The following is a 23,886-nucleotide window of genomic DNA, read 5'->3' as shown; positions in this document are numbered from 1 at the left end:
GAGAAGAGAATTCGCCCCATGTCAGGACCTGCCCCGTCGATATAGAACCCTTGCGCCTGCGCGAGTTTTCGAGATGCGGCTCGCGATATAGTGGGACTCAACGCGACGATGGCGGCAGGGTTCCGTGGTCGGCACATCAAGTCGCACCGGCTCCACCGGAATAGCCAGAGCAACACTATCGCGTTTCAAAACACCACGCTAACATCGAACCTCTGTGGGAGGTCGAGGGGATGGTCACGCGCGTTTCCACTGTTGCGTTCGAAGGGATCGAGGCGCGTGCGGTCGATGTGCAGGTTCAGATTTCGCCCGGCGCAGTCGCCTTCATGATCGTCGGCCTGCCCGACAAGGCGGTGGCGGAATCCCGCGAGCGGGTTCGCTCCGCCCTGATCGCCTCGAGCCTCGCCCTGCCGGCGAAACGCATCACGGTCAACCTCGCCCCCGCGGACCTGCCGAAGGAAGGCAGTCACTACGATCTACCCATTGCGCTCGGCGTCATGGCGGCGATCGGCGCCATTCCGGCGGATGCACTCAATGGCTTCACCGTGCTGGGCGAACTGGCCCTCGACGGCTCCATCACGTCGGTGGCCGGCGCCCTGCCCGCCGCGATGGCGGCCTATGAGCGCGAGCACGGACTGATCTGCCCCGAGGCCTGCGGCTCGGAGGCAGCCTGGGCCGGCAGCGACATCGAGATCCTGGCGCCGCGCTCCCTGATCCAGCTCGCCAATCACTTCAAGGGCACCCAGGTCATGGCGCGGCCGGAACCCGCCATCATGCCGGCCTCCGGCTCGTTGCCCGACCTGCGCGACATCAAGGGTCAGGAGAGCGCCAAGCGGACGCTGGAGATCGCGGCTGCGGGATCGCACAATCTCTTGATGAACGGTCCACCGGGTGCCGGCAAGTCGATGCTCGCCCAACGCCTTCCCTCCATCCTGCCACCGCTCTCGCCGCGGGAACTCTTGGAAGTCTCGATGATCCAGTCGGTCGCGGGACTTCTGGCGGATGGCGCGCTGTCCAATCGCCGTCCGTTCCGGGCGCCGCATCATTCGGCCTCCATGGCGGCACTTGTCGGCGGCGGTCTCAACGCCCGTCCCGGTGAGGCCTCATTGGCTCATCACGGCGTTCTCTTCCTCGACGAGCTGCCGGAGTTTCAGCCCCAGGTTCTCGATTCGCTGCGCCAGCCTTTGGAAGCCGGCGAGATCCTGATCGCCCGCGCCAACCATCGCGTCACCTATCCGGCCCGCTTCCAGCTCGTCGCCGCCATGAATCCCTGCCGCTGCGGACAGGCCACCGAGCCCGGCTATGTCTGCCGCCGCCAGCCGAACGAGCGCTGCGTCGCGCAATATCAGGCCCGCCTCTCCGGCCCGCTCCTCGACCGTATCGATCTCGCCATCGACGTTCCGGCAGTCACGGCCGCCGACCTGATTCTGCCGCCGCCCACGGAAGGATCTGCCGACGTTGCAGCGAGAGTCGCGCGAGCCCGTGAGCGTCAGGCAAAGCGCTATGCGGCCCTGAATCTCGAGGACATAACCACCAATGCGGCCTGCCCGCCGGCGCTTCTGGAGGAGGTGGCGCAGCCCGATCCGGAGGGCCTGACCCTCATCCGCGACGCCGCCAATGCCATGCGCCTGTCGGCCCGGGGGTTCCATCGCGTGCTGAAGGTCGGGCGCACGCTCGCCGATCTCGACGGGGAGGAACGCGTTCGGCGCATTCACGTGGCCGAAGCTCTGTCCTATCGCGCCCATGCGGATCGGCGGCCGGCGGCGGCGTAAGCGCAAGCGATGTCCCCTCCCGCCTCACCGCCGGAGCCCATGTTGCTCTCGATATTTTCCATCGGGACAATTATGTTTTCTGTCACAAAACAGTTTGAAACGGGTCTTATGTCATGGCGGAAGCGGGACAGCGGAGTAACTGCCCCGCGATCAGAGGCACGACCCTGTGAGGCAGCGATGAATCCTTCCCCGTTGAATGAGGCGGCGGCTCTTCCCGCTTCCGTGGGTCTGCGCCCTCACGGTTTGACCAAGTTCATCCCGGGCGCCGACAAGATCGTCCGCGATTACGGCTCTCTCGATCTCGTACTCGGCCGGATCGGTTCGCTGGAGGTACGTCTCGCGACGACGACCCGGGAGATCCGAAAGGCCCAGCGCCTGCGCTTCAAAGTTTTCTACGAGGAAATGTCGGCCTCTCCCAACGGGGCGTCCCTGATCTCGCGCCGCGACGTGGATGCCTACGACGCCATCTGTGACCATCTCCTCGTCATCGACTACGACGTGAAGCCGAAAGCCTTCCGTCCGGCCAAGCCGAAGGTTGTGGGCACCTATCGCCTGCTCCGCCAGGATGTCGCTAATCGCCATGGCGGTTTCTACACCAGGGGCGAATACGACATCGCGCCTCTGCTGAAGGCACATCCCCACTTACGCTTCCTCGAACTCGGCCGCTCCTGCGTCCTCGAAGCCTATCGCAACAAACGCACGGTCGAGTTGCTCTGGCACGGTATCTGGACTTACGTCCTTCACCATCGAATCGATGTGATGATGGGCTGCGCCAGTCTCGAAGGCACCGATCCGCAGGATCTGGCCCTGCCTCTGAGCTTCCTCCACCATTACGCGGCTGCTCCCGCAGAGTGGCAGGCCCGCGCGCTGCCGGAGCGCTTCACGGCGATGGACATCCTGCCGAAGGAAGCCATCGATCCCAGGGCCGCGCTCCATGCCCTGCCGCCTCTGATCAAGGGCTATCTGCGCCTCGGCGCAACCTTCGGCACAGGAGCGGTGATTGATCGGCAGTTCGGCACCACCGACGTGCTGGTCGTGCTGCCGGTGTCTGCGATCAACCCGCGCTATATCGACCATTTCGGCCCGACGGCGAACCGTCACGCGGCCTAAGCCACAGCCTCGACAGGCGTCACCATGGCGCGACGCCATTCCTCGCGCACGTCCGGATCGTCCTCGTGTTCCACCCGCCCTGCGGCGTGACGAGAAACAGTCTCCGGCGGGAGCAGGCAACCGATGGCCCACACCGCCATCGCCCGCACGAGCGGCGAGGCATCGTCAAGGAGGCGCAGAGCCTCTTCCGCCAAACCTGGATCGCCCGAATTGCCGATGGCGATGAGCACGTTGCGGATGAAGCGGTCGCGACCGGTGCGCTTGATCGGCGTGCCGGCGAATCGGGTGCGGAAAGCGGGGTCGTCGAGTTGCACCAACTCCTTGAGCGGTAGCGCCGCCAGATCCTCCCGCTGCATGAGCCGCGCCTCGCGCCCTGCTTGAGCGAACTTGTTCCAGGGGCAGACGGCGAGGCAATCGTCGCAGCCGAAGATCCGGTTACCGATGCCGGAGCGCAACTCTTCCGGGATATGCCCTTTATGCTCGATGGTGAGATACGAGATGCAACGCCTCGCATCGAGTTGGTAGGGAGCGGGAAAGGCGTTGGTCGGACAGATATCGAGACAGCGGCGACAGGAGCCGCAATGATCCCGCTCCGGCTCGTCGGCCGGCAACTCCGCCGTGGTGAAAATGGCGCCGAGAAAAAGCCAGTCGCCGAATTCCCGCGAGACGATGACGGTGTGCTTGCCCTGCCAGCCGAGCCCCGCGGCCTCCGCCAGCGGCTTTTCCATGACGGGCGCGGTATCGACGAAGACCTTCACGTCGGAGGAGGCCTTCGATGCGAGAAAGCCCGCCGCCTCCTTGAGTTTGCCCTTAATCACATCATGATAGTCGCGGTTGCGGGCATAGACCGAAATGTAGCCGCGATCCCTCTCGGCCAGCTCGGCCAGTGGATTCTCGGCGGGGCCGTAATTCAGCCCGAGCAGGATGACGCTGCGCACCTCGGGCCACAGCGTCCTCGGATCGGCGCGGCGCTCGGCCGTTTCCGCCATCCATTCCATGGAACCGTGATGACCGGCATCCAGCCAGGCCTTGAGCCGCTCCGGCGCAAGCGGGATCGCGTCAGGCCTGGCGATACGGACCGTGTCGAAGCCGAGGGCCTTGGCGCGCTCGACGAAGGCTTTCTTGAGAGCGTCGCCGTCTAGAAATCCAGGTCGTCGTAATGCTCCGCCGGCGCCATCCCCGGCACCCGGTCCGCGAGGAGCGCGCGAAAGGACGGCCGGGACTTGATCCTGGCGTACCAATGCTTCGCTGTTTCGTCCTCGTCCCATGGCACGTCGCCGAGATAATCCACCACCGACAGATGGGCCGCCGCCGCCAGATCCGCATAGGTCATCTGGTCGCCGGCCAGCCAATTCCGCTTGGAAATCAGAAAACCGATATATTTGAGATGGTATCGCACATTGGTCTGGGCAGCGCGAATCGCGCCCATATCCGGCGGACCGCCCCCGAGTTCGGTGGGCATGAACCGCTTATAGATCTTTTCCGTGGCAAGGTAATCCGAGACCTCGCTGTGAAACTTGACCAGAAACCAGTCAAGCAGGCGGCGGACCTCGATCCTCTGCGCAAGATCCCTGGGCAGCAAGCGCCGATCCCTTAAGTCCTCGCCGCGCGTCTCGTCGAGATACTCCGCAAGACCCGTCGGTCCCGCCACCACAAGCCCGTTATCGTCGATGAGGAGCGGCAGATTCCCGGCCGGGTTGATCTCCAGAAAGGGAATGCGCCGGTCCCACGGCTTTTCCTCGACCATCTCTGGCTCAAGGCCGAGCTCCGCGAAAATAAGACGCGCGAACCGCGACTGCGAGCAGAACGGATAAGAATGCAGGATGGCCATGAATCTATGTGTGACGCGAAACAGGCGGCGAGAATAAGGCCGTGCTTCGTTAAGGGTTGGTAAGGAATATTGGTGAATCTCATGTCCGTGATGCAGAAGGGTTAAGCCGGCGGCGCAAACCTTGCTTGACAGACTTGGGATAGCTCCCGCATCTGGCGCCGTTTTTCAGGATTTCAACGATGTCGCAAATCATCGAGGCGCTCTTTCTCGGCCTCATCGAAGGTCTGACGGAATTTCTTCCGGTCTCCTCCACGGGCCATCTGCTCCTCGTCGGCCATTTCCTCGGCTTCGAGTCGACCGGCAAGACCTTTGAGGTTCTGATCCAGCTCGGCGCGATCCTGGCGATCCTGTCGGTCTACTTCCACAAGCTCTGGTCCATCGCCAAGGCGCTGCCGCACGATCCGATGGCGCGTCACTTCGTCATCGGTGTTCTCGTCGCCTTCCTGCCTGCGGCCGTGATCGGCGCAGTGCTGCATGGCTTCATCAAGGAAGTGCTCTTCAATCCCTGGATCGTGTGCACGACCCTGATCGTCGGCGGCTTCGTGCTGCTCGCCATCGACCGTCTGCCGCTGGAGGCGACGAAGACCGACGCGACGCGGTTTCCGCTCTCGATGTATTTCAAGATCGGCCTCATGCAATGCGCGGCCATGATCCCCGGCGTCTCCCGCTCCGGCGCCACCATCGTCGGCGCCATGCTGATGGGCGCATCGAAGCGCGCAGCGGCGGAGTTTTCGTTCTTCCTCGCCATGCCGACCATGGCCGGCGCCTTCACCTACGATCTGTTGAAGAACTACAAGATTCTCTCCGCCAATGACGCCGCGATCATCGTCGCTGGCTTCCTCTCCGCCTTCATCGCGGCGTTGCTCGTCGTGAAGCTGCTCTTGGACTACGTCTCCCGCCACGGCTTCACGCCCTTCGCCTATTGGCGCATCCTCGTTGGCGCCGCAGGCCTCGCCGGCCTGATCGTCTACGGCTGATCGATGCCGGCGCGCGACGAGGCTCTCGCGATCATCCTCTCCATTGCGGTTGCCCTTCTGATGGTCATCGTCGCCGTGATCGCGAGTGCGAGCGCCGGACCGCAGCAATCCACGCAAGGCGGGCCTCCGGATCCGGCTTGCGTCGAATGGGCGGACAGCTGCGTGGTCTGCTCCCGCACGACAGAGGGACTCGCCTGCTCGACGCCGGGAATTGCCTGTACGCGAGGGGCACCGCGCTGCTTGAGGCGATAACTCTCGTCGCATTTCCCAGAGCGTCATCCCGGACGAAGCAAAGCGGAGATCCGGGATCGCGAGCAGAATGAAACACCGGTTTCCCTCCCCCTTGTGGGGAGGGATGAAGGGTGGGGGTGTGAGCGATAGCCAATGAAGGTGTGGCGCCAACACCCCCACCTCCAACTCCTCCCCACAAGGGGGAGGAGGGTTCTTGCGCCATTCTCGTCTTGCGATCCCGGATCGGCTTTGCCGTCCGGGATGACACTTCATCTCACGGAATCGTCTTGTCCGGATAGCGGCATAGGTCGTTGATCGGGCAGCGCCAGCATTCGGGCCGGCGCGCCTTGCAGATGTAGCGGCCATGCAGGATCAGCCAGTGATGGGCATGGAGCAGGAACTCGTGCGGGATCAGCTTCTCCAGCGCGATCTGCGTGTCCAGCGGCGTCTTGGTGATCGCGAGCGGGATGCGGTTGGTGACGCGGAAGATATGCGTGTCGACGGCAATGCGCGGGTTCTTAAAGGCGATGTTGACCACGACGCTCGCGGTCTTGCGCCCGACACCCGGCAGCGTCTCCAGCACCTCGACGGAATCCGGTACCTCGCCGCCGAACTCCTCCACGAGCCGCCGCGCCGTCGTGATGACGTTCTTTGCCTTGGTGTTATAGAAATTCAGCGTCTTGATGTGCTGGCGCAGGCCCTCCTCGCCGAGGTCTAGCATCTTCTGCGGCGTATCGGCGATGGGGAAGAGATTCTTGGTCGCCTTGTTGACGCCGACATCGGTCGATTGCGCCGAGAGCGCCACGGCGACCAGCAGCGTGTAGGGATTGGTATGCTCGAGCTCGCCCTTGGGCTCGGGATTGGCCGCGTGCAGGCGACGGAAGATCTCGATCATCGTCGCCCTGTCGACGGGCTTCGGACTGCGCGCACGCAGAACCTTCCCGACCTTTTTTGCCGGGACGGTGGGCTTTGCTTTCGGCTTGGCGATGCGGCGGGGGGAGAGCTTCAGATCGGACATTTCTGCGTTATACTTAAGGCATGGCAAGCGGCAAGGCGACATATGGCGAAATCGGCCGGTTCGAGCAGCCGGTGTTCTCGGCCGTGATCCGCCCGCACCGGTCGCTGAGTCCGCAGGGCTTTAAGATCGTCATGGCGCTTGTCTGCCTCGTCTCTGTGGTGGCGAGCCTGCCCTTCGTGATCATGGGTTTCTGGCCGGTCGCCGGTTTCTTCGGCCTCGATTTCCTCGGCCTCTACATCGCCTTTCGCCTCAGCTATCGCCAAGCCGAGGCGTTCGAACTTTTGGAGCTGACGCCGATCCGACTCCTGTTCCGCAAGGTGAGCCCGAGGGGCGAAGTACAGGACTGGCAGTTTAATCCACTCTGGACTCGCCTCGAGCGCGAGGTCGACGACGAATACGGCATGCAGCATCTCTCGCTCACCTCCCGCAATGAGCATGTCGAAATTGCCCGCGATCTTTCCCCGCCGGAGCGGGAAACCCTGGCGGAGGCCTTCGGCCGGGCCCTGGCGGATGTGAAGCGGGGTCATTGATCGAACTCCAGCACCTGTGGGCCCGCAGCGTGAGCTGCGAGCCTGAGTGGTGATCGAGGGTGGCGCGACAGGCAGCCCGGCTCGATGTCTGTGGTGATTTGGGAAGAGCCGGAGTGCCTCTTCGCGCACGGCTTCTTTAGGCGGACAGGAGAGGCCAGCTCAGTCAACCGCCCAAGGCGTTGACCGCTTGCTCAGCGGCGGCCTTGGACCGATCCCGACTACCAGCCCAGCATCCTGGGCCTCCCGTCGGCACAGCTTGCGAGGCCATGCCACGGGACCGTGCCTGCTCCCACACTGCGACGCCTCGCGAGCGCGCCCCTCGACAGGAGCAGATCTGAGGCAACGATATAGCCGAGGTTAGGAACCTTGTCAAGAACAAAGTGAGAACAAATCTTCATCCCGGGCATGCGCCTCGTCGCGTCATGGCCGGCCTCGTGCCGCCCCCCGCTTGCGAGCCGCGGCGTTGCTAAAGGCGTGGATCCCCGGGCCTGATCCCCAGATCAAGTCCGGGGACGGGGATGACGGCGGAGGGGGGTGGCTCTGTTGTCATTCCCGGCCGGAGCGTCGGCGGAGGGGAAGGGAATCCATAGAGGCAGCGTGTCTCAATGGATCCCCGTCCCTCGCCGGGGATGACACGTACGATCCTATTTCCGGATGGAGGGGCTCAGACCGCCACAGAAATCGGGTGTCGTCCCTACTCCCGGATCGCTAGGATGAGCGTCAATCAGGATGAAAGCCATGCTTGATACGTTACGCAACATCACCATCGAACCGGGCGCGATCACCGTGCCGGACGAGCCGCATTCGGATTACGAGCGGGTGCGCCGGATCATTGCGTTCATCTCGGAGCGCTGGCGCGACCAGCCCTCGCTCGAGGCGATCGCCGATCATGTGGGCCTGTCCACCACCCATGTGCATCATCTCTTTCGCCGCTGGGCCGGTTTGAGCCCGAAGGCTTTTCTGCAGGCGCTGACTCTCGACAACGCCAAGGCGCTGCTGGCCGATTCCGCGAGCGTGCTCGACGCCACCTACGAGGTCGGGCTCTCCGGCCCCGCCCGGCTGCACGACCTCTTCGTCACCCATGAGGCCATGACGCCGGGGGACTACAAGGTGGGCGGCGCAAGCCTCACCATGCGCTTCGGCTTCCACCCCTCCCCCTTCGGCGAGGCAGTGCTGATCGCGACCGACCGGGGACTTGCAGGCCTCGGCTTCGTGGATGACGGCGACCGGCGGGCGGCCCTGGCGGACCTCACCCGCCGTTGGCCCAAGGCCACCTATGTGGAGGACGAGGCCGCCACGGCACCGCTGGCGAAGCGCATTTTCAACCCGACGCAGTGGCAGGCGGAGCAACCCCTGCGGGTGGTTCTCATCGGCACGGATTTCGAGGTCCGGGTCTGGCAGACCCTGCTGCGCATTCCCCGCGACAAGGCCACGACCTATTCCGACATCGCCCGCCATATCGGCAAGCCCTCGGCCTGCCGGGCGGTCGGCGCGGCGGTGGGCAAGAACCCGGTCTCCTTCGTGGTGCCCTGCCACCGGGTGCTCGGCCGTTCCGGCGCGCTCACCGGCTATCATTGGGGCCTGACCCGCAAGCAGGCCATTCTGGGCTGGGAAGCGGGGCAGGCCTTGGGGGAGAAGGCTGCTTAAGGGACGTCCCTGACACTAATTGCCGAACCCGAGGGGCGAGCTAAACAGAGCCGCGGTGCTTGGCGGGAGCACCGCGCATTGCGTGACATGGAAGATGCTGTCATCGACCTTCTGGTAGGCGCGACCGCACCAATGCCCCCCGCCCGATTCACCGGTATCCCCGAGCAGGGCCCGATACTGGATCGTATGACCCGGCACCTCGATCCAGTCCCCGTCGACGAGCATCCGCACCCCCGCCGGGGTGATCCGGTAGGGCGCGGGCCGACAATCCGTATCGTTGCAGCAGCTGTTCCCCCACGTATCCGTCAGGCGTGAGTAGATGTCGTGGGCTTCGGCCGGGCGATCAAACCCCATCACGAGCACGATCAGGGCGAGAAAAAGTTTCTGAACCATAGGCCGCTTCCATCGGACAGGTGAGCGGCGCTCATGAGAGCGTCGGGGAAACGCCACGAACCCTTATTCTACCGCAGGACGGGGACAGAGGATACTCGGATGGTTTGTGCATCGCCTTGGATATCGCCTTGGATGACAAAACCCTCTCGTGCGAGGCGAACCGCCCTAATCGGGCTTTCCCGGATATTGCCGGTTGCCCTCGGGGATGACCACACCGTTGAGCTTGCGGGAGGTCCAGATATGGATGGCATCGGTCAGATCGACCGGCTCGTCGAGAGAGCCTCCCTTGAGGCTGATCTCATCCTCCTGGTCCTTGTTCCCATGCCATACGCGCGATCCGCAATACGGGCAGAAGAAGCAGGTCAGGGTCCGTCCGGCATCGGTCGGACGCGTCCAATGGCTGAGCTTGCCGGTCAGGAGCCTGACATCGGCGCTGCGGGCCATGACTGAAATCCCGAAGGCCGAGGCCGATTGCTTCTGGCACTCGCGGCAGTGACAGACATAGATTTCACGCGGCGATCCCGTGAGCTCATACCGCACCTGGCCGCATTGGCAGCCGCCCTGGAGCGGATATGCTCCCTTCAACTTACCCATGACCGTTACCGTATTGCGATGTTTCCTGCCTAGATAGGGCGAAAAATCTCGCTGTCGCGAAGCCATGCCGTTGCAATGACGTATCATGCCTCTTCCCGAAAGCGTTGCCGCGACCAAACCGGGCAACCAAACCGGGAAGGTCTCGCCATTGCAGTCATGCAACAGGCCCCGGATCAGACGAAATGAGGCAATCTAGCCTTCAGGATTGTCTTGCAGCCCCGAAAACCCCTTCTTATATCAGCGCCAGCACGGGCCCGGCTCGGTTGAGGCGGTCCCGGCAATCAGTCAGCAACATCCAGTAAGCCATGGGCCGGGCTGCTTTTAGGGCTCGGCGGTCTGCTTGAAAGTGAGGGATCCCGCCATGGGTAAGGTCATCGGTATCGACCTCGGCACTACCAATTCCTGCGTCGCTGTCATGGAAGGCACGACGCCCAAAGTTATCGAAAACGCGGAAGGCGCCCGGACGACCCCGTCCATCGTGGCCTTCACGGATGAAGGCGAGCGCCTCGTCGGCCAGCCGGCCAAGCGCCAGGCGGTCACGAATCCGTCGCGCACCTTCTTCGCCATCAAGCGCCTGATCGGGCGCACCTTCGACGATCCCATGACCAAGAAGGACATGGGCCTCGTTCCGTACCACATCATCAAGGGTCCGAACGGCGACGCCTGGGTCGAGGCCGACGGCAAGCAATATTCGCCCTCGCAGATCTCCGCCTTCACCCTGCAGAAGATGAAGGAGACCGCCGAGTCCTATCTCGGGCAGCCGGTCACCCAAGCCGTCATCACGGTTCCGGCCTATTTCAACGACGCCCAGCGTCAGGCGACCAAGGACGCCGGCAAGATCGCCGGCCTCGAGGTCCTGCGCATCATCAACGAGCCGACTGCGGCTGCCCTGGCCTATGGCCTGGACAAGAAGCAGACCGGCATGATCGCGGTCTACGACCTCGGCGGCGGCACCTTCGACGTGTCGGTGCTCGAGATCGGCGACGGCGTGTTCGAGGTGAAGTCCACCAACGGCGACACCTTCCTCGGCGGTGAAGACTTCGACATGCGTCTCGTCGAGTACCTCGCGGCCGAGTTCAAGAAGGAGCAGGGCATCGACCTGACCAAGGACAAGCTCGCCCTGCAGCGCCTGAAGGAAGCCGCCGAGAAGGCCAAGATCGAGCTTTCCTCCGCCTCGCAGACCGAGATCAACCTGCCCTACATCACGGCGGATGCCTCCGGTCCGAAGCACCTCGCTCTCAAGCTCTCGCGCGCCAAGTTCGAGCAGCTCGTGGACGACCTCGTGCAGAAGACCATCGAGCCCTGCCGCAAGGCCCTCAAGGATGCCGGCATCTCGCCCGGCGACATCGACGAGGTGGTTCTCGTCGGCGGCATGACCCGCATGCCGAAGATCCAGGAAGTAGTGAAGACCTTCTTCGGCAAGGAGCCCCACAAGGGCGTCAACCCGGATGAGGTCGTGGCCATCGGCGCGGCGATCCAGGCCGGCGTGCTCCAGGGCGACGTGAAGGACGTGCTGCTCCTCGACGTGACCCCGCTCTCGCTCGGCATCGAGACGCTAGGCGGCGTATTCACCCGTCTGATCGACCGCAACACGACGATCCCGACCAAGAAGAGCCAGGTGTTCTCGACCGCGGAAGACAATCAGAATGCGGTGACCATCCGCGTCTTCCAGGGCGAGCGCGAAATGGCGGCGGACAACAAGCTGCTCGGCCAGTTCGACCTCGTGGGCATTCCGCCCGCACCGCGCGGCGTGCCGCAGATCGAAGTGACCTTCGACATCGACGCGAACGGCATCGTGAACGTCACGGCGAAGGACAAGGCGACGGCCAAGGAGCACCAGATCCGCATCCAGGCCTCCGGTGGTCTGTCCGACGCCGACATCGACAAGATGGTGAAGGACGCCGAGGCTCACGCCGAGGAAGACAAGAAGCGCCGCGAAGTCGTCGAGGCCAAAAACCAGGGCGAAAGCCTGATCCATGCGACTGAGAAGTCGCTGACGGAATATGGTGACAAGGTCTCGGAATCCGACAGGCAGGGCATCACGACCGCCATCGATGCGCTCCGTCAGGCCCTCAGTGGCGAGGACGCCGAGGTCATCAAGGCCCGCACCACGGACCTGATGCAGGCTTCCATGAAGCTCGGTGAAGCCATGTATGCCGCTCAAGCGAACGCTGGCGAAGGCGGCGAGCAACCTGAGGGCGAGGCCGCCCAGAAGGACGACGTCATCGATGCCGACTTCCAGGAAGTCGACGAAGGCGACAAGAAGAAGCGCGCTTAAAACTATGAGCGAATCTTAAGAAAATCGGCACCCGGTTTCGTGACCGGGTGCCGTTTTCATGAAACGAGTTAAGAACACCAATGACCGATCAAACGACCGCCTCTCGCGATGTTCTGGCAAAGGCTTCCGGAGCCTTTCCCTGTGCAGCGCAGGCAAAACGGTCCGGCAACATGACGGAGCACACCGACGCTCCGAGGGGCGCCTGACATGTCCAAGCGCGATTATTACGAGATTCTCGGCGTCGCGAAGACCGCCAGCGAAGCGGAGATGAAATCCGCCTTCCGCAAGCTCGCGATGCAGTACCACCCGGACCGCAACCCGGGCGACCACGAGGCCGAGGTCAAGTTCAAGGAGCTGAACGAGGCCTACCAGACCCTCTCCGACGGCCAGAAGCGCGCGGCCTACGACCGCTACGGCCATGCGGCCTTCGCCAATGGCGGGCCGGGCGGCGGCGGACCGGGCTTCGGCGGCGATTTCTCCGACTTCATGTCGGACATCTTCGAGAATTTCTTCGGCGATGCCACCGGACGCGGCGGTGGACGGGGGCGTGGCGCCGGCGGACGCGAGCGCGGCGCCGACATGCGCTACAACCTCGAGATCTCCCTCGACGAAGCCTTCAACGGCAAGACCGCCGAGCTGAAGATCCCCACCTCCATCACCTGCGAGGCCTGCTCGGGGAGCGGCGCGAAGCCGGGTTCCAAGCCCAAGGCCTGCCCCACCTGCGGCGGCGCCGGCCGGGTTCGCGCGACACAGGGCTTCTTCTCCATCGAGCGCACCTGCCCCAACTGCCATGGGCGCGGCGAGGTCATCGACGATCCCTGCGGCCAGTGCGGCGGCGCCGGCCGCGTCACCCGCGAGCGCACGCTCTCGGTCAACATTCCGGCGGGTGTCGAGGACGGCACACGCATCCGGCTCGCGGGCGAAGGCGAGGCCGGCCTGCGCGGCGGGCCTCCCGGCGATCTCTACATCTTCCTGTCGCTCAAGCCGCATCCATTCTATCAACGCGACGGGGCGGACCTGTTCTGCCGCGTGCCGATCTCCATGGTGACGGCGGCGCTCGGCGGCGAATTCAGCGTTCCGACGCTCGGCGGCGCGGAAGCCCTCGTCAAGGTGCCCGAGGGCACCCAGACCGGCAAACAGTTCCGTCTCAAGGGCAAGGGCATGCCGGTGCTGCGCTCGCGGGATGTGGGTGACCTCTACATCCAGGTTGTTGTGGAGACCCCGCAGAAGCTCACCAAGCGCCAGCGCGAGCTCCTGATGGAGTTCGACCAGGAATGCTCGAAGGAAAACCACCCGGAAAGCTCGGGCTTCTTCTCGCGCTTCCGTGAGTTTATCGACGGCTTGGGCGGATCAACTTAACTTGACGGTCGTTTTCTCAGCGCATCGTGCGGAAGAAGTGGATCCAGTTTTTCCGCTCTAGACGATGCGCTCGTTAAATGAGAAGCATCGGATCGATCCCGAAAGTGGCCTCCACTTTTGGGATCGATGCTCTAGGGTTCTAAACAGCCAACGTGATCCGTCGCACAAGGGGTCCTGATCAGTGCTTCAGTCGTTCCAACGGCCAACGGCCCGGAAAATCCCCCTCAAGAAGGATCGTTTCCAGGACGAAGCCCGGTTCCTGCGCTCCTGGCTCGAACGGCCCCTCGTCGTCGGGGCCGTGACCCCTTCCGGCAGGATCCTGGCCCGGACCATGGCGTCTTACGTGGATCCGCGCATTCCCGGTCCCGTCATCGAGCTCGGCCCCGGCACCGGTCCGGTGACCGACGCCCTGATCCGGCGCGGCGTAGCCCAGGATCGCTTGGTCCTGATCGAATACAGTCCCGAATTCTGCCAGCTCCTGAAGCGGCGCTTTCCCAAGGCGACGATCATCCAGGGTGATGCCTACGATCTCAAAGAAACGTTATCCGACATCCTGAAGGAGCCGGCGGCCGCCACCGTGTCGAGCCTGCCGCTCTTCACCAAGCCCATGGACCAGCGTCTGGACCTCCTGGAGGCCGCGCAGGAACTGATGCACCCCCACGCGCCCTTCATCCAATTCACCTATGCGGTGGTGCCGCCGATCCCGGCGCGCTCTCAAACCCATAAGGCCAGAGCCTCCAACCGGATCTGGCGCAACCTGCCCCCGGCCCGCGTCTGGGTCTACAACAAGGTCAATCATCCATGAGCGCTGCGATGTCTCTCCCGACGAATTCCGCTTCAGGAGACATTCGCGACAAACTCATCATCGGCCTCGACGTCGCTAGCGTCGAGGAGGCGCGCTCGGTCGTCCTTCGCATCGGCGACGCAGGCACCTTCTACAAGATCGGCTATCAGCTGGCTTACGCCGGCGGCTTCGAGTTCGCCCGCGAGCTGATCGGCCAGGGCAAGAAGGTCTTCCTCGACCTCAAGCTCCACGACATCGGCAACACCGTGGAGGAAGGCGTGCGCTCGGTCGCCCGCCTCGGCGCCACGTTCCTGACGGTGCATGCCTATCCGCAGACCATGCGGTCTGCCGTCGCCGGCAAGGTCGGAACGGACCTGAAGATCCTCGCGGTGACCGTGCTCACGTCTTACGACGACAACGACCTCGTCGAGGCGGGCTATGCCCCCGTTTCGGCCGCGGAGCTCGTCGCCCGCCGCGCGGGACAGGCGCGGGATCTCGGCATCGACGGCATCGTCTGCGCCGCGACGGAAGCGGAGCGCGTGCGCTCGATCGTCGGCCCCGACCGGCTCATCGTCACCCCAGGCATTCGGCCCGCCGGTGCGGATGCCGGCGACCAGAAGCGCGTCGTGACGCCCGCCGAGGGCATTCGGCTCGGCGCCAATCACCTCGTGGTGGCCCGCCCCATCGTGAAGGCCGCCGATCCGCGCGCTGCGGCGGAAGCGATTGTTCGGGAAATCGCCCAAGCATCGTGACCTCAACGGCATCTCGACCTTTTCCCTCTCCCTTGTGGAGAGGGGGCTTCCATCCCCGAACCATAAGAGGAGCGCTTCATGCCCAAAGGCTATGTCATTGCCCGCGTGACCGTCACCAACCCCGAGGCCTATGCGGAATACGCCAAGGGCGCCACGGAGGCGATCCGCCAGTATGGCGGGCGGCCGCTGGTGCGCGGCGGCGCCTATGAGGCGCTCGAGGGCGAGGTGCGGCCCCGCAACGTGGTGATCGAGTTCGACTCCGTCGAGCAGGCCCGGACCTATTACAACTCGCCGGAGTACCAGGCCGCCAAGGCCAAGCGCGAAGGCGCCTGCGTCGCCGAATTTGTTCTTGTCGAAGGAGCCTGAGCCATGAAGGGCTACTGGATCGGCCGCGTCGACGTCTCGAACCCCGACGCCTACCAGAATTACGTGAAGGCCAACGCAATCCCTTTCGCCAAATACGGCGCCCGCTTCCTGGTCCGCGGCGGCGCGTATCGCGTGGCCGAGGGCGGAGCCCGCGCCCGCAACGTGGTGATCGAGTTCCCGAGCTATCAGGCGGCCCTGGAATGCTGGGACTCGCCCGAGTACCAGGCGGCAAAAGCCGAGCGTGACGGCCACGCGGTGGCGGACATCATCATCATCGAGGCCTACGAAGGCCCGCAGCCGGGTTAGTGGTGCACCGACATCCCACTGTCATTCCGGGGCCGCGTAGCGGGGCCCGGAATCCATAACCACCACATCTCAAGAAGGGGTGACTAGCGTTGCGCCTTCTTATGCAACGTCAGCGACTATGGATTCCGGGCTCGCCTACGGCGCCCCGGAATGACAGTGCAAGCTACGTAGTGGCAGGATAAAGCATCCACCTCCACGCTTCTCAGCCCCACCTTAAGCGGCTATACCCGGAGCCCGAAACAACAGGAGAGCGGCATGAGCGAGATGCGACTCGTCGTGGTGGGGGCTGCCGGACGCATGGGGCGCATGCTCATCAAAACCGTGGCCGAGACCGAGGGCTGCACGCTCGTCGGCGCCATCGAGCGGGAGGGCTCTCCCGCGCTCGGGCACGATGCCGGGCTGCTTGCCGGGGTCGGTCTCCTCGACGTGGATGTGACCGACGATCCGCTCACCGTCTTCGCCCAGGCCGATGGCGTTCTCGATTTCACGGCGCCTGCCGCCACCACGGCTTTTGCCGCTCTCGCCGCTCAGGCGCGCATCGTCCATGTGATCGGCACCACCGGCCTTCAGGAGGCCGATTTCACCAAGCTGGAGGCGGCCGCGAGGCACGCGCGCATCATCCAGTCCGGCAACATGTCGCTTGGCGTGAACCTTCTCGCGGGGCTGGTGCGCAAGGTCGCCGCGACGCTCGGCGAAGACTTCGACATCGAGATTTTGGAAATGCACCACCGCATGAAGGTGGATGCACCATCGGGCACCGCCCTTCTCCTCGGCGAGGCGGCAGCGGAGGGACGCAAGATCTCGCTCAAGGAGCGCTCGGTGCGGAGCCGCGACGGCCATACCGGCGCGCGCAATCCCGGCGATATCGGCTTTGCGACCCTGCGCGGCGGCTCCGTGGTCGGCGATCACTCCGTGATCTTCGCCGGCCAGGGCGAGCGCCTGGAGTTGTCCCATCGCGCCGAGGACCGCACCATCTTCGCCCGCGGCGCGGTGAGGGCCGCGCTCTGGGGATTCGACAAGAAGCCGGGCTATTACACCATGGCCAATGTCCTTGGCCTCAAAGATTTGTAGTGTTTTCCCTCCCCCCTTGCGGGGAGGGATCGAGGGTGGGGGTCGCAAAGTCGGAGCGCTGCGCTTGAATTGAAGAAACAATTCGGCTGATACAGCATCAACTGATCGGTCCCACCCGGTCGAACCACCCCCACCCCTACCCCTCCCCGCAAGGGGGAGGGGAACAAAGCGGAGAACTTCTCGCATGAACCGCCTTCTCGTCCTTGCACGCCACGGCCAGAGCGAATGGAACCTCAAGAACCTGTTCACCGGCTGGAAGGATCCGGGACTCACCGACCTCGGCATCGAGGAGGCGCGCAATGCCGGCCGTCGCCTGAAGGAGATGGGCATCCAGTTCGATGTCGCTTTCACGTCCGATCTGTCGCGCGCCCAGCTCACCTGCAAGCTGATCCTGGAAGAGATCGGCCAACCCAATCTGAAGACCATCGCGAACCAGGCACTCAACGAGCGCGATTACGGCGATCTGTCGGGCCTCAACAAGGACGATGCCCGCGCCCGCTGGGGTGCGGAGCAGGTCCATCTCTGGCGCCGCTCCTATGACGTGCCGCCTCCCGGCGGCGAGAGCCTGAAGGACACGGTCGCCCGCGTGCTGCCCTACTACATCCGCGAGATCCTGCCCCGCGTCATGCGCGGCGAGCGCGTGCTGGTCGCCGCGCACGGCAATTCGCTGCGTGCCCTCGTGATGGTGCTCGACGGCCTGACCTCGGAGACGATCCCGAGCCTCGAGCTCGCGACCGGCATCCCGCTGGTCTACGACCTCAACGACGACACCACTGTTGCCAGCAAGAAGGTGCTGGAGGGGTAAGGGACGCTCCGACCTTATTACCCTCACATGTCATGGCCGGGCTTGTCCCGGCCATCCACGTTTTCAACGGCAGCAAGACGTGGATCCCCGGGACGAGCCCGGGGATGACGCGGGCGGTGGCATCCTTCAAAATCGTACCATGTCCTCTATCACTCTCGTCCCCGGCCTCACCTACCATCCCGATTATCTCGACCGACCGACGCAGGAGCGTCTGCTCCAAGCTCTGCGCGAGATTACGCGCGTGGCGCCGCTCTATACGCCGCGCATGCCGCGCACGGGAAAGCCGTTCTCCGTGCGCATGACCAATTGCGGGCCGCTCGGCTGGGTGTCGGACGTGGAGGGCTATCGCTACCAGTCGACCCATCCAGAGACCGGCGAGCCCTGGCCCGCCATGCCGGATCAGGTGCTGCGCGCCTGGGAAGACCTGAGCGACTATCCGCACCCGCCCGATGCCTGCCTGATCAATTTTTACGAGCCCGCGGCCCGCATGGGGATGCACCAGGACAAGGACGAGGAGGAATTCGCCGCGCCCGTCGTGTCGCTCTCCCTCGGGGACACGGCGCTCTTCCGCTATGGCGGTCTGGAGCGGAAGGACCCGACGAAATCGATCAGGCTCCGCTCCGGCGACGCAATCGTGTTCGGCGGCCCCGCGCGGCTGATCTATCACGGCATCGACAGGCTGACGGCAGGAAGCTCGGACCTGCTGCCGCAGGGCGGTCGACTCAATCTGACCTTGCGCAAGGTAGACAAGCCGATTTAGCCTTAAGGCCATGATTACCTGCAGGTTTCCTTCGAAGAGGCATCCATGAAAGGTTTTGCAGCCGCTGCTTTGGGTCTCATCCTGTCAGCTCAAGCCGCTTTCGCAGCCGAACCGGTTTTCCCGCCCGCGTCGCGGATCGGCATTGTCCCGCCCGAGGACATGATCATCTCGAAGCGCTTCAGCGGCTTCGAGAGCGAGGGAAGGGCCGCCGCCATCAACTTCGTGGAAATGCCCGCGGGGGCTTACGGTCAGTTGGTGAACGGATTGACCAAGGATGCCCTGAAGCGTCAGGGCATGAGCGAGACCTCGCGCGAAAACCTGAAGCTCGGCACCAGGGCAGCCGTGCTGATCGGCGGCACCATGGCAGGGCCGGTCCAAGGCCGCAAATGGGTGATGGCCGTCAAGGACGAGGACCTCACGGCCCTCGTGATCGCGCAGGTGCGCGGCGGCCAGGACGGCTACAGCGAGGCGCAGATGCGCGAAGCCCTGAAGAGCATCGCTCTGCGCGGCCCGGTTTCGATTGAGGAACAGATCTCCGCCCTGCCCTTCCGGCTCGGCGACAAGGCGGGTTTTCGCCCGGTGCGGGTGATGGCGGGCAACTCTGTCCTGTTCACCGACGGGCCGAAGGATACGGTCAAGGCGGTGGAGCAGCCGATCTTCATCATGGCGGCCACCGTCAATGTCCCGGTTCCGCCGGCGGAGCGGCGCAAGCAGTTCGCTCATGCGGCGCTGAATTCCAACCAGATCCTCAAGGACATCAAGATCGAACGCTCGGATTCCTTCCGCTTCAAGGGCCAGGACTGGCACGAGATCGTCGCCAAGGCCGTGGAGGCGGAATCGGGCCAGCCGATCGTGGTGATGCAGACGATTCGCTTCGAGCCCGACCGCTACGTGCGCATGGTCGGCCTCACCCGTGTCGAGCAGCGCGACCAGAACCTGCCGCGCTTCCGGACCGTGATCGACGGCGTGGACCTCAATCCTTAATCGCGGCGGGGAAACGCGGGCAGCGACCAGCCACGCAGGAGGGCAAGCGCCCTTAACGTGAAGGCCGCGGCGAAACCCGCGGCGGCGCTCAAAAACGGATCAAGGCCTGCAGCCTGCAGAGCGACCATGACGCTGGCCCCTAGGGCGGCGGCCGTAACATAGATCTCCTGACGCAGCACCAGCGGCGTCGTTCCGGCAAAGATATCGCGGACGATGCCGCCGAAGGTGGCGGTGGTGGTGCCGAGCGCGATGGCGGAGAGTGCCGGCACGCCAGCGGCGAGCGCCTTGCCGGTGCCGGTGACGGCGAAGAGGGCAAGACCCAGGGCATCTGCCCAGAGAAGGACGCGGCCCTGCCGACCGCCCTCGATCATCGCGACCCGCTTCGGCCCGAGGACGAAGACGAACTCCGCCACGATCAGGCAGACGAGCACGTCGGTCGGATCGCCGACCCAGAAGACCGGCCGGATGCCGATGAGCAGATCCCGGATGGTGCCCCCGCCGACGCCGGTAAGCGTGGCCAGCAGGGCGAAGCCGAACGGATCCATGCCCTTGCGGGCCGCCATCAGGGCGCCGGAGAGCGCGAAGACGGCGACGCCGATGGTCTCGAAAGGGATGCTTTGAAGGAAGTCCACCGGGGCCCGATCTTACCTGCTGGAGCCGTAAATCTCCCCGGTATTGATCATGTCGGTCGGTTTCAGGCAACCGCCATTCTCGGTAGCGCCCCCCTCCTAACCCTCCCCCACAAGGAGGGAGGGGATCCCCGCGCCAGGCTCGAATTCGAATGTCCCTACGAAGCCGCCGACGAATTATCCGCAGCCTCCGAGCCGTTGCCGTTGGCCTTCGGGCCACCCTTGGAGACACCGACCAGGGCCGGGCGCAGGACGCGGTCGCCGATGACGTAGCCCGACTGGACCACCTGCAGGACCGTGCCGTTCGGCACCTCCGCATTGGGGATCTCGAACATGGCCTGATGCAGGTTGGGATCGAATTTCTGGCCCTGCGGGTCGAGCTTCTTCACGCCGTGACGCTCGAGGTTCTTCAAAAGGTCACGCTCGGTGAGGTCGATGCCCTCGATGAGGCCCTTGAAGGCGCCCTCGGCGGTCTTGCTCGCCTCCTCTGGCACGCTCTCGATGGCGCGGCGGACATTGTCGGCCACGTTCAGCATGTCGCGGGCAAAATTGGTCACGGCGTAGGTGCGGGCGTCCGTGATCTCCCGCGCCGTCCGGCGGCGCAGATTCTCCATATCGGCCATCAGGCGCAGGAGCTTGTCCTTCAGATCCGCCTTCTCGGCCTCGAGAACGGCAATCGGATCGGCCTCGGGCGCGGACGCTGCCTCAGGGGTGGCATCGTTGGCGGGCTCGGCCTGCGGGGCAGCGTTCTGGTTTTCCGTGTCGTTCGGATTCATGATCGATACTTATGATGGGAAAAGAAAGGTTCGGGGCACATATCAGGTCGAAGGCGCCACAAATCAAGCGCTGCGCCGGTGAACCGGCTCGGTTTCCTCGGTCTTGAACACGTCGAGGAGGGTTCGGCTGATGGTGGCCTGGCGGCCCGCATGGGTGATTTTCGTGCCCGTCAGATCCGTCACATAGAACACGTCCACGGCCTTTTCGCCGAAGGTCACGATATGGGCCGAGGCGATGTTGAGGTTAAGCTTGCCCAAGGCCGTCGTCAGGTCATAGAGCAGGCCCGGCCGGTCGAGGCCCGAGATCTCGATCACCGTCTGGCGGTTCGACAGGGAATTGTCGATGGAGACCTCCGGCGGGACGTGGAAGGCCTTGGAACGCTCCTTCGTGGGGCGCTTGCCGTCGACGAGGTCGGCAATCTTGACCTCCCCTTTCAGAGCCCGCTCGATGGCCTTGGCGACCCGCTCGGCCCGGCGCAGCTCGTCCTCGTCCCGGTCGAAGGCGCGGGAGAGCACGATGGTGTCGAGCGCGATGCCGTCCGTGGTGGTGAAGATCTGCGCATCGACGATGTTGCCGCCGGCCGCCGCGCAGGCGCCGGTCACGATGGCGAGCAGGCGCGGATGATCCGGCGAGAGGATGGTGAGTTCGGTCACGCCGCGAAACTGGTCGGTCTCGTAGGCGGTGGTGACCGTCCGGCCTGCCTTTTCGGCCTCCCGCAGAAGCCGCGCCTGCTTGGCCCGCCGGGTCTCGTCCGTCTTGAGCCAATAGCCGGGCGTATGGCGCGAGGCGAAGGCCTCGAACTCCGCATCGGACCAGTCGGGCAGTTCCGTACGCAGCCGTTCCTGCGCCAGGCGCACCCGCTCGGAGCGGGCGAGATCCACCGCACCACCGCCGAGGATCACTTCCGTTTCCTGGTAGAGATTGCGCAGGAGCTGGCCCTTCCAGCCGGTCCAGGTGCCGGGGCCGACGGCCTTGATGTCGGCGATGGTCAGCACGAGCAGCAGCTTCAAACGTTCCATGGTCTGCACCACCTCGGCGAAGCTCTTGATGGTGGCCGGATCCGAAAGATCGCGGCTCTGGGCCGTGTTCGACATCAGGAGATGGTGCTCGACGAGCCAGGCCACCGTCTCGGTCTCCGCCTCGGTGAGGCCGAAGCGCGGCCCGAGCTTGCGGGCGATGGCGCCGCCGGCCTCCGAATGATCCTCCGGCCGGCCCTTGGCGATGTCGTGGAGGAAGACGGCGACATAGAGCGCGAGCCGGTTCCGGATCGTGGGAAAAATCTGGTTGGCGAGCGGATGCTCGCCGCCGAGCTGGCCCGCCTCGATTTCGGTCAGCACGCCGACCGAACGGATCAGATGCTCGTCCACCGTATAGTGGTGATACATGTTGAACTGCATCATCGCGACGATGCGGCCGAAATCCGGGATGAAGCGCCCGAGCACGCCGGTCTCGTTCATGCGCCGCAGCACCACCTCGGGCGAGTTCTTGGAAGAGAGAATCTCCAGGAACAGCTTGTTGGCCTCCGGATCGTTGCGCAGGCTCGGACCGATGAGCCTGAGGGAACGGGTGGCACGGCGCGTCGCATCGGGATGGATCGCCAGATTACGCCGGTCGGCGAGCCAGAACAGGCGGATCAGGTTGACCGGATCGCGCTCGAACGCTTCCTCGTTTTCGACATTGAGACGGTTGTTGTCGATGATGAAGCCTTCGCTCACGAGCGCACCGCCGCTGCGGCGCCGGAAGCGGCCGAACATCCGGTCGAGCATGGGGCGGCGCTTGGTCTGACGGGCTTCGAGTTCGGCGCAGACGATGGCCGTGAGATCGCCCACATCCTTGGCGATGAGAAAGTACGCCTTCATGAAGCGCTCGACCGCCGACAGACCGCCGCGCGGCGCAAAGCCGATGCGCTCGGCGATGCTGCGCTGTAGGTCGAAAGCGAGGCGCTCCTCGGCGCGGCCGGTGGCGAAATGCATGTGGCAGCGCACGCGCCACAAAAACTCCTCGCAGCGGGAGAACAGATTGAACTCTCCCTGCGTGAAGAGCCCGGCCTTCACCAGCTCCTTGGGCTCTTTTACCCGGTAGACGTATTTGGCGATCCAGAAGAGCGTGTTGAGATCGCGCAGGCCGCCCTTGCCGTCCTTCACGTTCGGCTCGACGAGGTAGCGCGACGCGCCGGCCTTGGCGACGCGGGCATCGCGCTCTTTCAGCTTCGCGTCGACGAATTCCGCCGCCGTGGTCGCAACGATCTCCTGGTCGAAGCGCTTTTCCAGATTGTCGAAGAGCTCCCGGTCTCCGAACAGGAAGCGCGCTTCCAGCAGCGACGTGCGGATCGTCATGTCCGCATGCGCCTCGCGCAAACACTCCTCCACCGAGCGGGTGGCATGCCCAACCTTCAGCTTCAGGTCCCAGAGCACATAGAGCATCGCCTCGACGACGCTCTCGCTCCAGGCCGTCTGCTTGTAGGGCAGCAGGAACAGGAGATCGACGTCGGAGCCCGGCGCCAGGGTTCCGCGTCCATAGCCCCCGGTCGCCGCCACCGCGAGGCGTTCGCCGGCCGAAGGGTTGGCGGCCGGATAGAGATGCTGGACCACGGCGTCGTGAACGATGTGCACCAACTCGTCCATCCGCTCGGAAAGATAGCGGGCACAGACGAGCCCGTTATGGCTGTCCTGGAGCTTCTCCTGGGCCTCCTGATGGCCCCGGTCGAGCAGCTTCTTCAGCTCCGGGACAAGCTTGGCGCGCAGATCCACCGCATCGCGGATCGGCTGGCTACCGAGGCTTGTCAGGACGCTCTTGGGGCTATGAGATGTCATGGAACAACCGGGCACGAGGACGTGTTTGACTTATCACTTGATGGTGCCTCCGCCCAAGGGCGGACTGGCATTATCCGCCTGAGCGGATATGTTGTTCTTTAT

The 23,886-nt window shown here is 64.3% G+C and carries 24 protein-coding genes; 16 read left to right on the top strand and 8 right to left on the bottom strand.

Annotated elements, in window-relative coordinates:
• The first annotated feature begins 230 nt into the window (after positions 1-230).
• Both JO965_RS05545 and JO965_RS05540 read left to right on the top strand, forming a co-directional pair.
• On the top strand, positions 231-1,769 hold the full coding sequence (locus JO965_RS05545; RefSeq protein ID WP_203442705.1) for a YifB family Mg chelatase-like AAA ATPase: 1,539 nt from the start codon (positions 231-233) through the stop codon (positions 1,767-1,769).
• Between the two features lie 177 nt (positions 1,770-1,946).
• The gene (locus JO965_RS05540; protein WP_203442704.1) at positions 1,947-2,879 is read left to right on the top strand and encodes a GNAT family N-acetyltransferase; all 933 of its coding nucleotides are present in this window, start codon (positions 1,947-1,949) and stop codon (positions 2,877-2,879) included.
• Here JO965_RS05540 and queG read toward each other — a convergent pair.
• Both queG and JO965_RS47705 read right to left on the bottom strand, forming a co-directional pair.
• Positions 2,876-3,934, bottom strand: a complete 1,059-nt coding sequence (queG, locus tag JO965_RS05535; RefSeq protein ID WP_246776852.1) for a tRNA epoxyqueuosine(34) reductase QueG — start codon at positions 3,932-3,934, stop codon at positions 2,876-2,878. The genes JO965_RS05540 and queG overlap by 4 nt on opposite strands.
• A gap of 83 nt (positions 3,935-4,017) precedes the next feature.
• Complete coding sequence (locus JO965_RS47705) at positions 4,018-4,710, bottom strand: glutathione S-transferase family protein (protein WP_246776756.1); 693 nt, start codon at positions 4,708-4,710, stop codon at positions 4,018-4,020.
• Between the two features lie 179 nt (positions 4,711-4,889).
• Here JO965_RS47705 and JO965_RS05530 point away from each other — a divergent pair, with 179 nt between their 5' ends.
• Together JO965_RS05530 and JO965_RS05525 are read left to right on the top strand one after the other, a co-directional pair.
• Positions 4,890-5,687: an undecaprenyl-diphosphate phosphatase gene (locus tag JO965_RS05530; protein ID WP_203442702.1), complete on the top strand. Its 798-nt coding sequence runs from the start codon at positions 4,890-4,892 to the stop codon at positions 5,685-5,687.
• Between the two features lie 3 nt (positions 5,688-5,690).
• Positions 5,691-5,939 (top strand): hypothetical protein, encoded by a 249-nt coding sequence (locus JO965_RS05525; protein ID WP_203442701.1) that lies wholly within the window; start codon positions 5,691-5,693, stop codon positions 5,937-5,939.
• Positions 5,940-6,192: 253 nt separating this feature from the next.
• Here the strand turns inward: JO965_RS05525 and nth are convergent, their stop codons facing one another.
• Positions 6,193-6,936, bottom strand: a complete 744-nt coding sequence (gene nth / locus JO965_RS05520; protein WP_203442700.1) for an endonuclease III — start codon at positions 6,934-6,936, stop codon at positions 6,193-6,195.
• A 20-nt stretch (positions 6,937-6,956) separates the two neighbouring features.
• Between nth and JO965_RS05515 the strand changes: the two genes are divergently transcribed.
• Positions 6,957-7,466, top strand: a complete 510-nt coding sequence (locus tag JO965_RS05515) for a DUF2244 domain-containing protein (RefSeq protein WP_203442699.1) — start codon at positions 6,957-6,959, stop codon at positions 7,464-7,466.
• 738 nt (positions 7,467-8,204) lie between these two features.
• Positions 8,205-9,113, top strand: coding sequence for a bifunctional helix-turn-helix domain-containing protein/methylated-DNA--[protein]-cysteine S-methyltransferase (locus JO965_RS05510; protein WP_203442698.1), 909 nt, complete (start codon positions 8,205-8,207; stop codon positions 9,111-9,113).
• 15 nt (positions 9,114-9,128) lie between these two features.
• Here JO965_RS05510 and JO965_RS05505 read toward each other — a convergent pair whose 3' ends face one another.
• Positions 9,129-9,506 (bottom strand): hypothetical protein, encoded by a 378-nt coding sequence (locus JO965_RS05505; protein WP_203442697.1) that lies wholly within the window; start codon positions 9,504-9,506, stop codon positions 9,129-9,131.
• Between the two features lie 165 nt (positions 9,507-9,671).
• The gene (locus tag JO965_RS05500) at positions 9,672-10,100 is read right to left on the bottom strand and encodes a GFA family protein (RefSeq protein WP_203442696.1); all 429 of its coding nucleotides are present in this window, start codon (positions 10,098-10,100) and stop codon (positions 9,672-9,674) included.
• Positions 10,101-10,461: 361 nt separating this feature from the next.
• On the opposite strand from JO965_RS05500, the gene dnaK reads away from it, so the two are divergent.
• From dnaK to JO965_RS05450, 10 genes are all read left to right on the top strand, one after another.
• On the top strand, positions 10,462-12,378 hold the full coding sequence (gene dnaK, locus JO965_RS05495) for a molecular chaperone DnaK (RefSeq protein WP_203442695.1): 1,917 nt from the start codon (positions 10,462-10,464) through the stop codon (positions 12,376-12,378).
• A gap of 207 nt (positions 12,379-12,585) precedes the next feature.
• Positions 12,586-13,737 (top strand): molecular chaperone DnaJ, encoded by a 1,152-nt coding sequence (gene dnaJ, locus JO965_RS05490; protein WP_203442694.1) that lies wholly within the window; start codon positions 12,586-12,588, stop codon positions 13,735-13,737.
• Positions 13,738-13,918: 181 nt separating this feature from the next.
• Positions 13,919-14,542: a class I SAM-dependent methyltransferase gene (locus JO965_RS05485; protein WP_203442693.1), complete on the top strand. Its 624-nt coding sequence runs from the start codon at positions 13,919-13,921 to the stop codon at positions 14,540-14,542.
• Between the two features lie 8 nt (positions 14,543-14,550).
• Positions 14,551-15,273, top strand: a complete 723-nt coding sequence (pyrF, locus tag JO965_RS05480) for an orotidine-5'-phosphate decarboxylase (protein ID WP_203442692.1) — start codon at positions 14,551-14,553, stop codon at positions 15,271-15,273.
• 78 nt (positions 15,274-15,351) lie between these two features.
• Positions 15,352-15,639 carry a DUF1330 domain-containing protein gene (locus JO965_RS05475; RefSeq protein ID WP_203442691.1) on the top strand — a complete coding sequence of 96 codons (288 nt, stop codon included), beginning with the start codon at positions 15,352-15,354 and terminating at the stop codon, positions 15,637-15,639.
• A gap of 3 nt (positions 15,640-15,642) precedes the next feature.
• Positions 15,643-15,945 (top strand): DUF1330 domain-containing protein, encoded by a 303-nt coding sequence (locus JO965_RS05470; protein WP_203442690.1) that lies wholly within the window; start codon positions 15,643-15,645, stop codon positions 15,943-15,945.
• A 264-nt stretch (positions 15,946-16,209) separates the two neighbouring features.
• A complete protein-coding gene (dapB, locus tag JO965_RS05465) occupies positions 16,210-17,016 on the top strand; it encodes a 4-hydroxy-tetrahydrodipicolinate reductase (RefSeq protein ID WP_203444075.1) in 807 nt (268 codons plus the stop codon).
• 184 nt (positions 17,017-17,200) lie between these two features.
• On the top strand, positions 17,201-17,821 hold the full coding sequence (locus JO965_RS05460; protein ID WP_203442689.1) for a 2,3-bisphosphoglycerate-dependent phosphoglycerate mutase: 621 nt from the start codon (positions 17,201-17,203) through the stop codon (positions 17,819-17,821).
• Between the two features lie 139 nt (positions 17,822-17,960).
• A complete protein-coding gene (locus JO965_RS05455) occupies positions 17,961-18,581 on the top strand; it encodes an alpha-ketoglutarate-dependent dioxygenase AlkB (protein WP_203442688.1) in 621 nt (206 codons plus the stop codon).
• Positions 18,582-18,626: 45 nt separating this feature from the next.
• Positions 18,627-19,565: a hypothetical protein gene (locus JO965_RS05450; protein ID WP_203442687.1), complete on the top strand. Its 939-nt coding sequence runs from the start codon at positions 18,627-18,629 to the stop codon at positions 19,563-19,565.
• Here the strand turns inward: JO965_RS05450 and JO965_RS05445 are convergent.
• The 3 genes from JO965_RS05445 to JO965_RS05435 all read right to left on the bottom strand — a co-directional run bounded on the left by JO965_RS05445 (position 19,562) and on the right by JO965_RS05435 (position 23,784).
• Positions 19,562-20,197 carry a trimeric intracellular cation channel family protein gene (locus JO965_RS05445; RefSeq protein ID WP_246776755.1) on the bottom strand — a complete coding sequence of 212 codons (636 nt, stop codon included), beginning with the start codon at positions 20,195-20,197 and terminating at the stop codon, positions 19,562-19,564. The genes JO965_RS05450 and JO965_RS05445 overlap by 4 nt on opposite strands.
• Before the next feature lie 155 nt (positions 20,198-20,352).
• A complete protein-coding gene (gene grpE, locus JO965_RS05440; RefSeq protein ID WP_203442686.1) occupies positions 20,353-20,970 on the bottom strand; it encodes a nucleotide exchange factor GrpE in 618 nt (205 codons plus the stop codon).
• A gap of 63 nt (positions 20,971-21,033) precedes the next feature.
• Complete coding sequence (locus tag JO965_RS05435) at positions 21,034-23,784, bottom strand: [protein-PII] uridylyltransferase (protein ID WP_203442685.1); 2,751 nt, start codon at positions 23,782-23,784, stop codon at positions 21,034-21,036.
• Positions 23,785-23,886 lie beyond the last annotated feature (102 nt).

This window comes from Microvirga sp. VF16 (genome assembly GCF_016864375.1).
Classification (GTDB): domain Bacteria; phylum Pseudomonadota; class Alphaproteobacteria; order Rhizobiales; family Beijerinckiaceae; genus Microvirga.
This window is presented reverse-complemented; position numbering and strand designations above follow the sequence as displayed.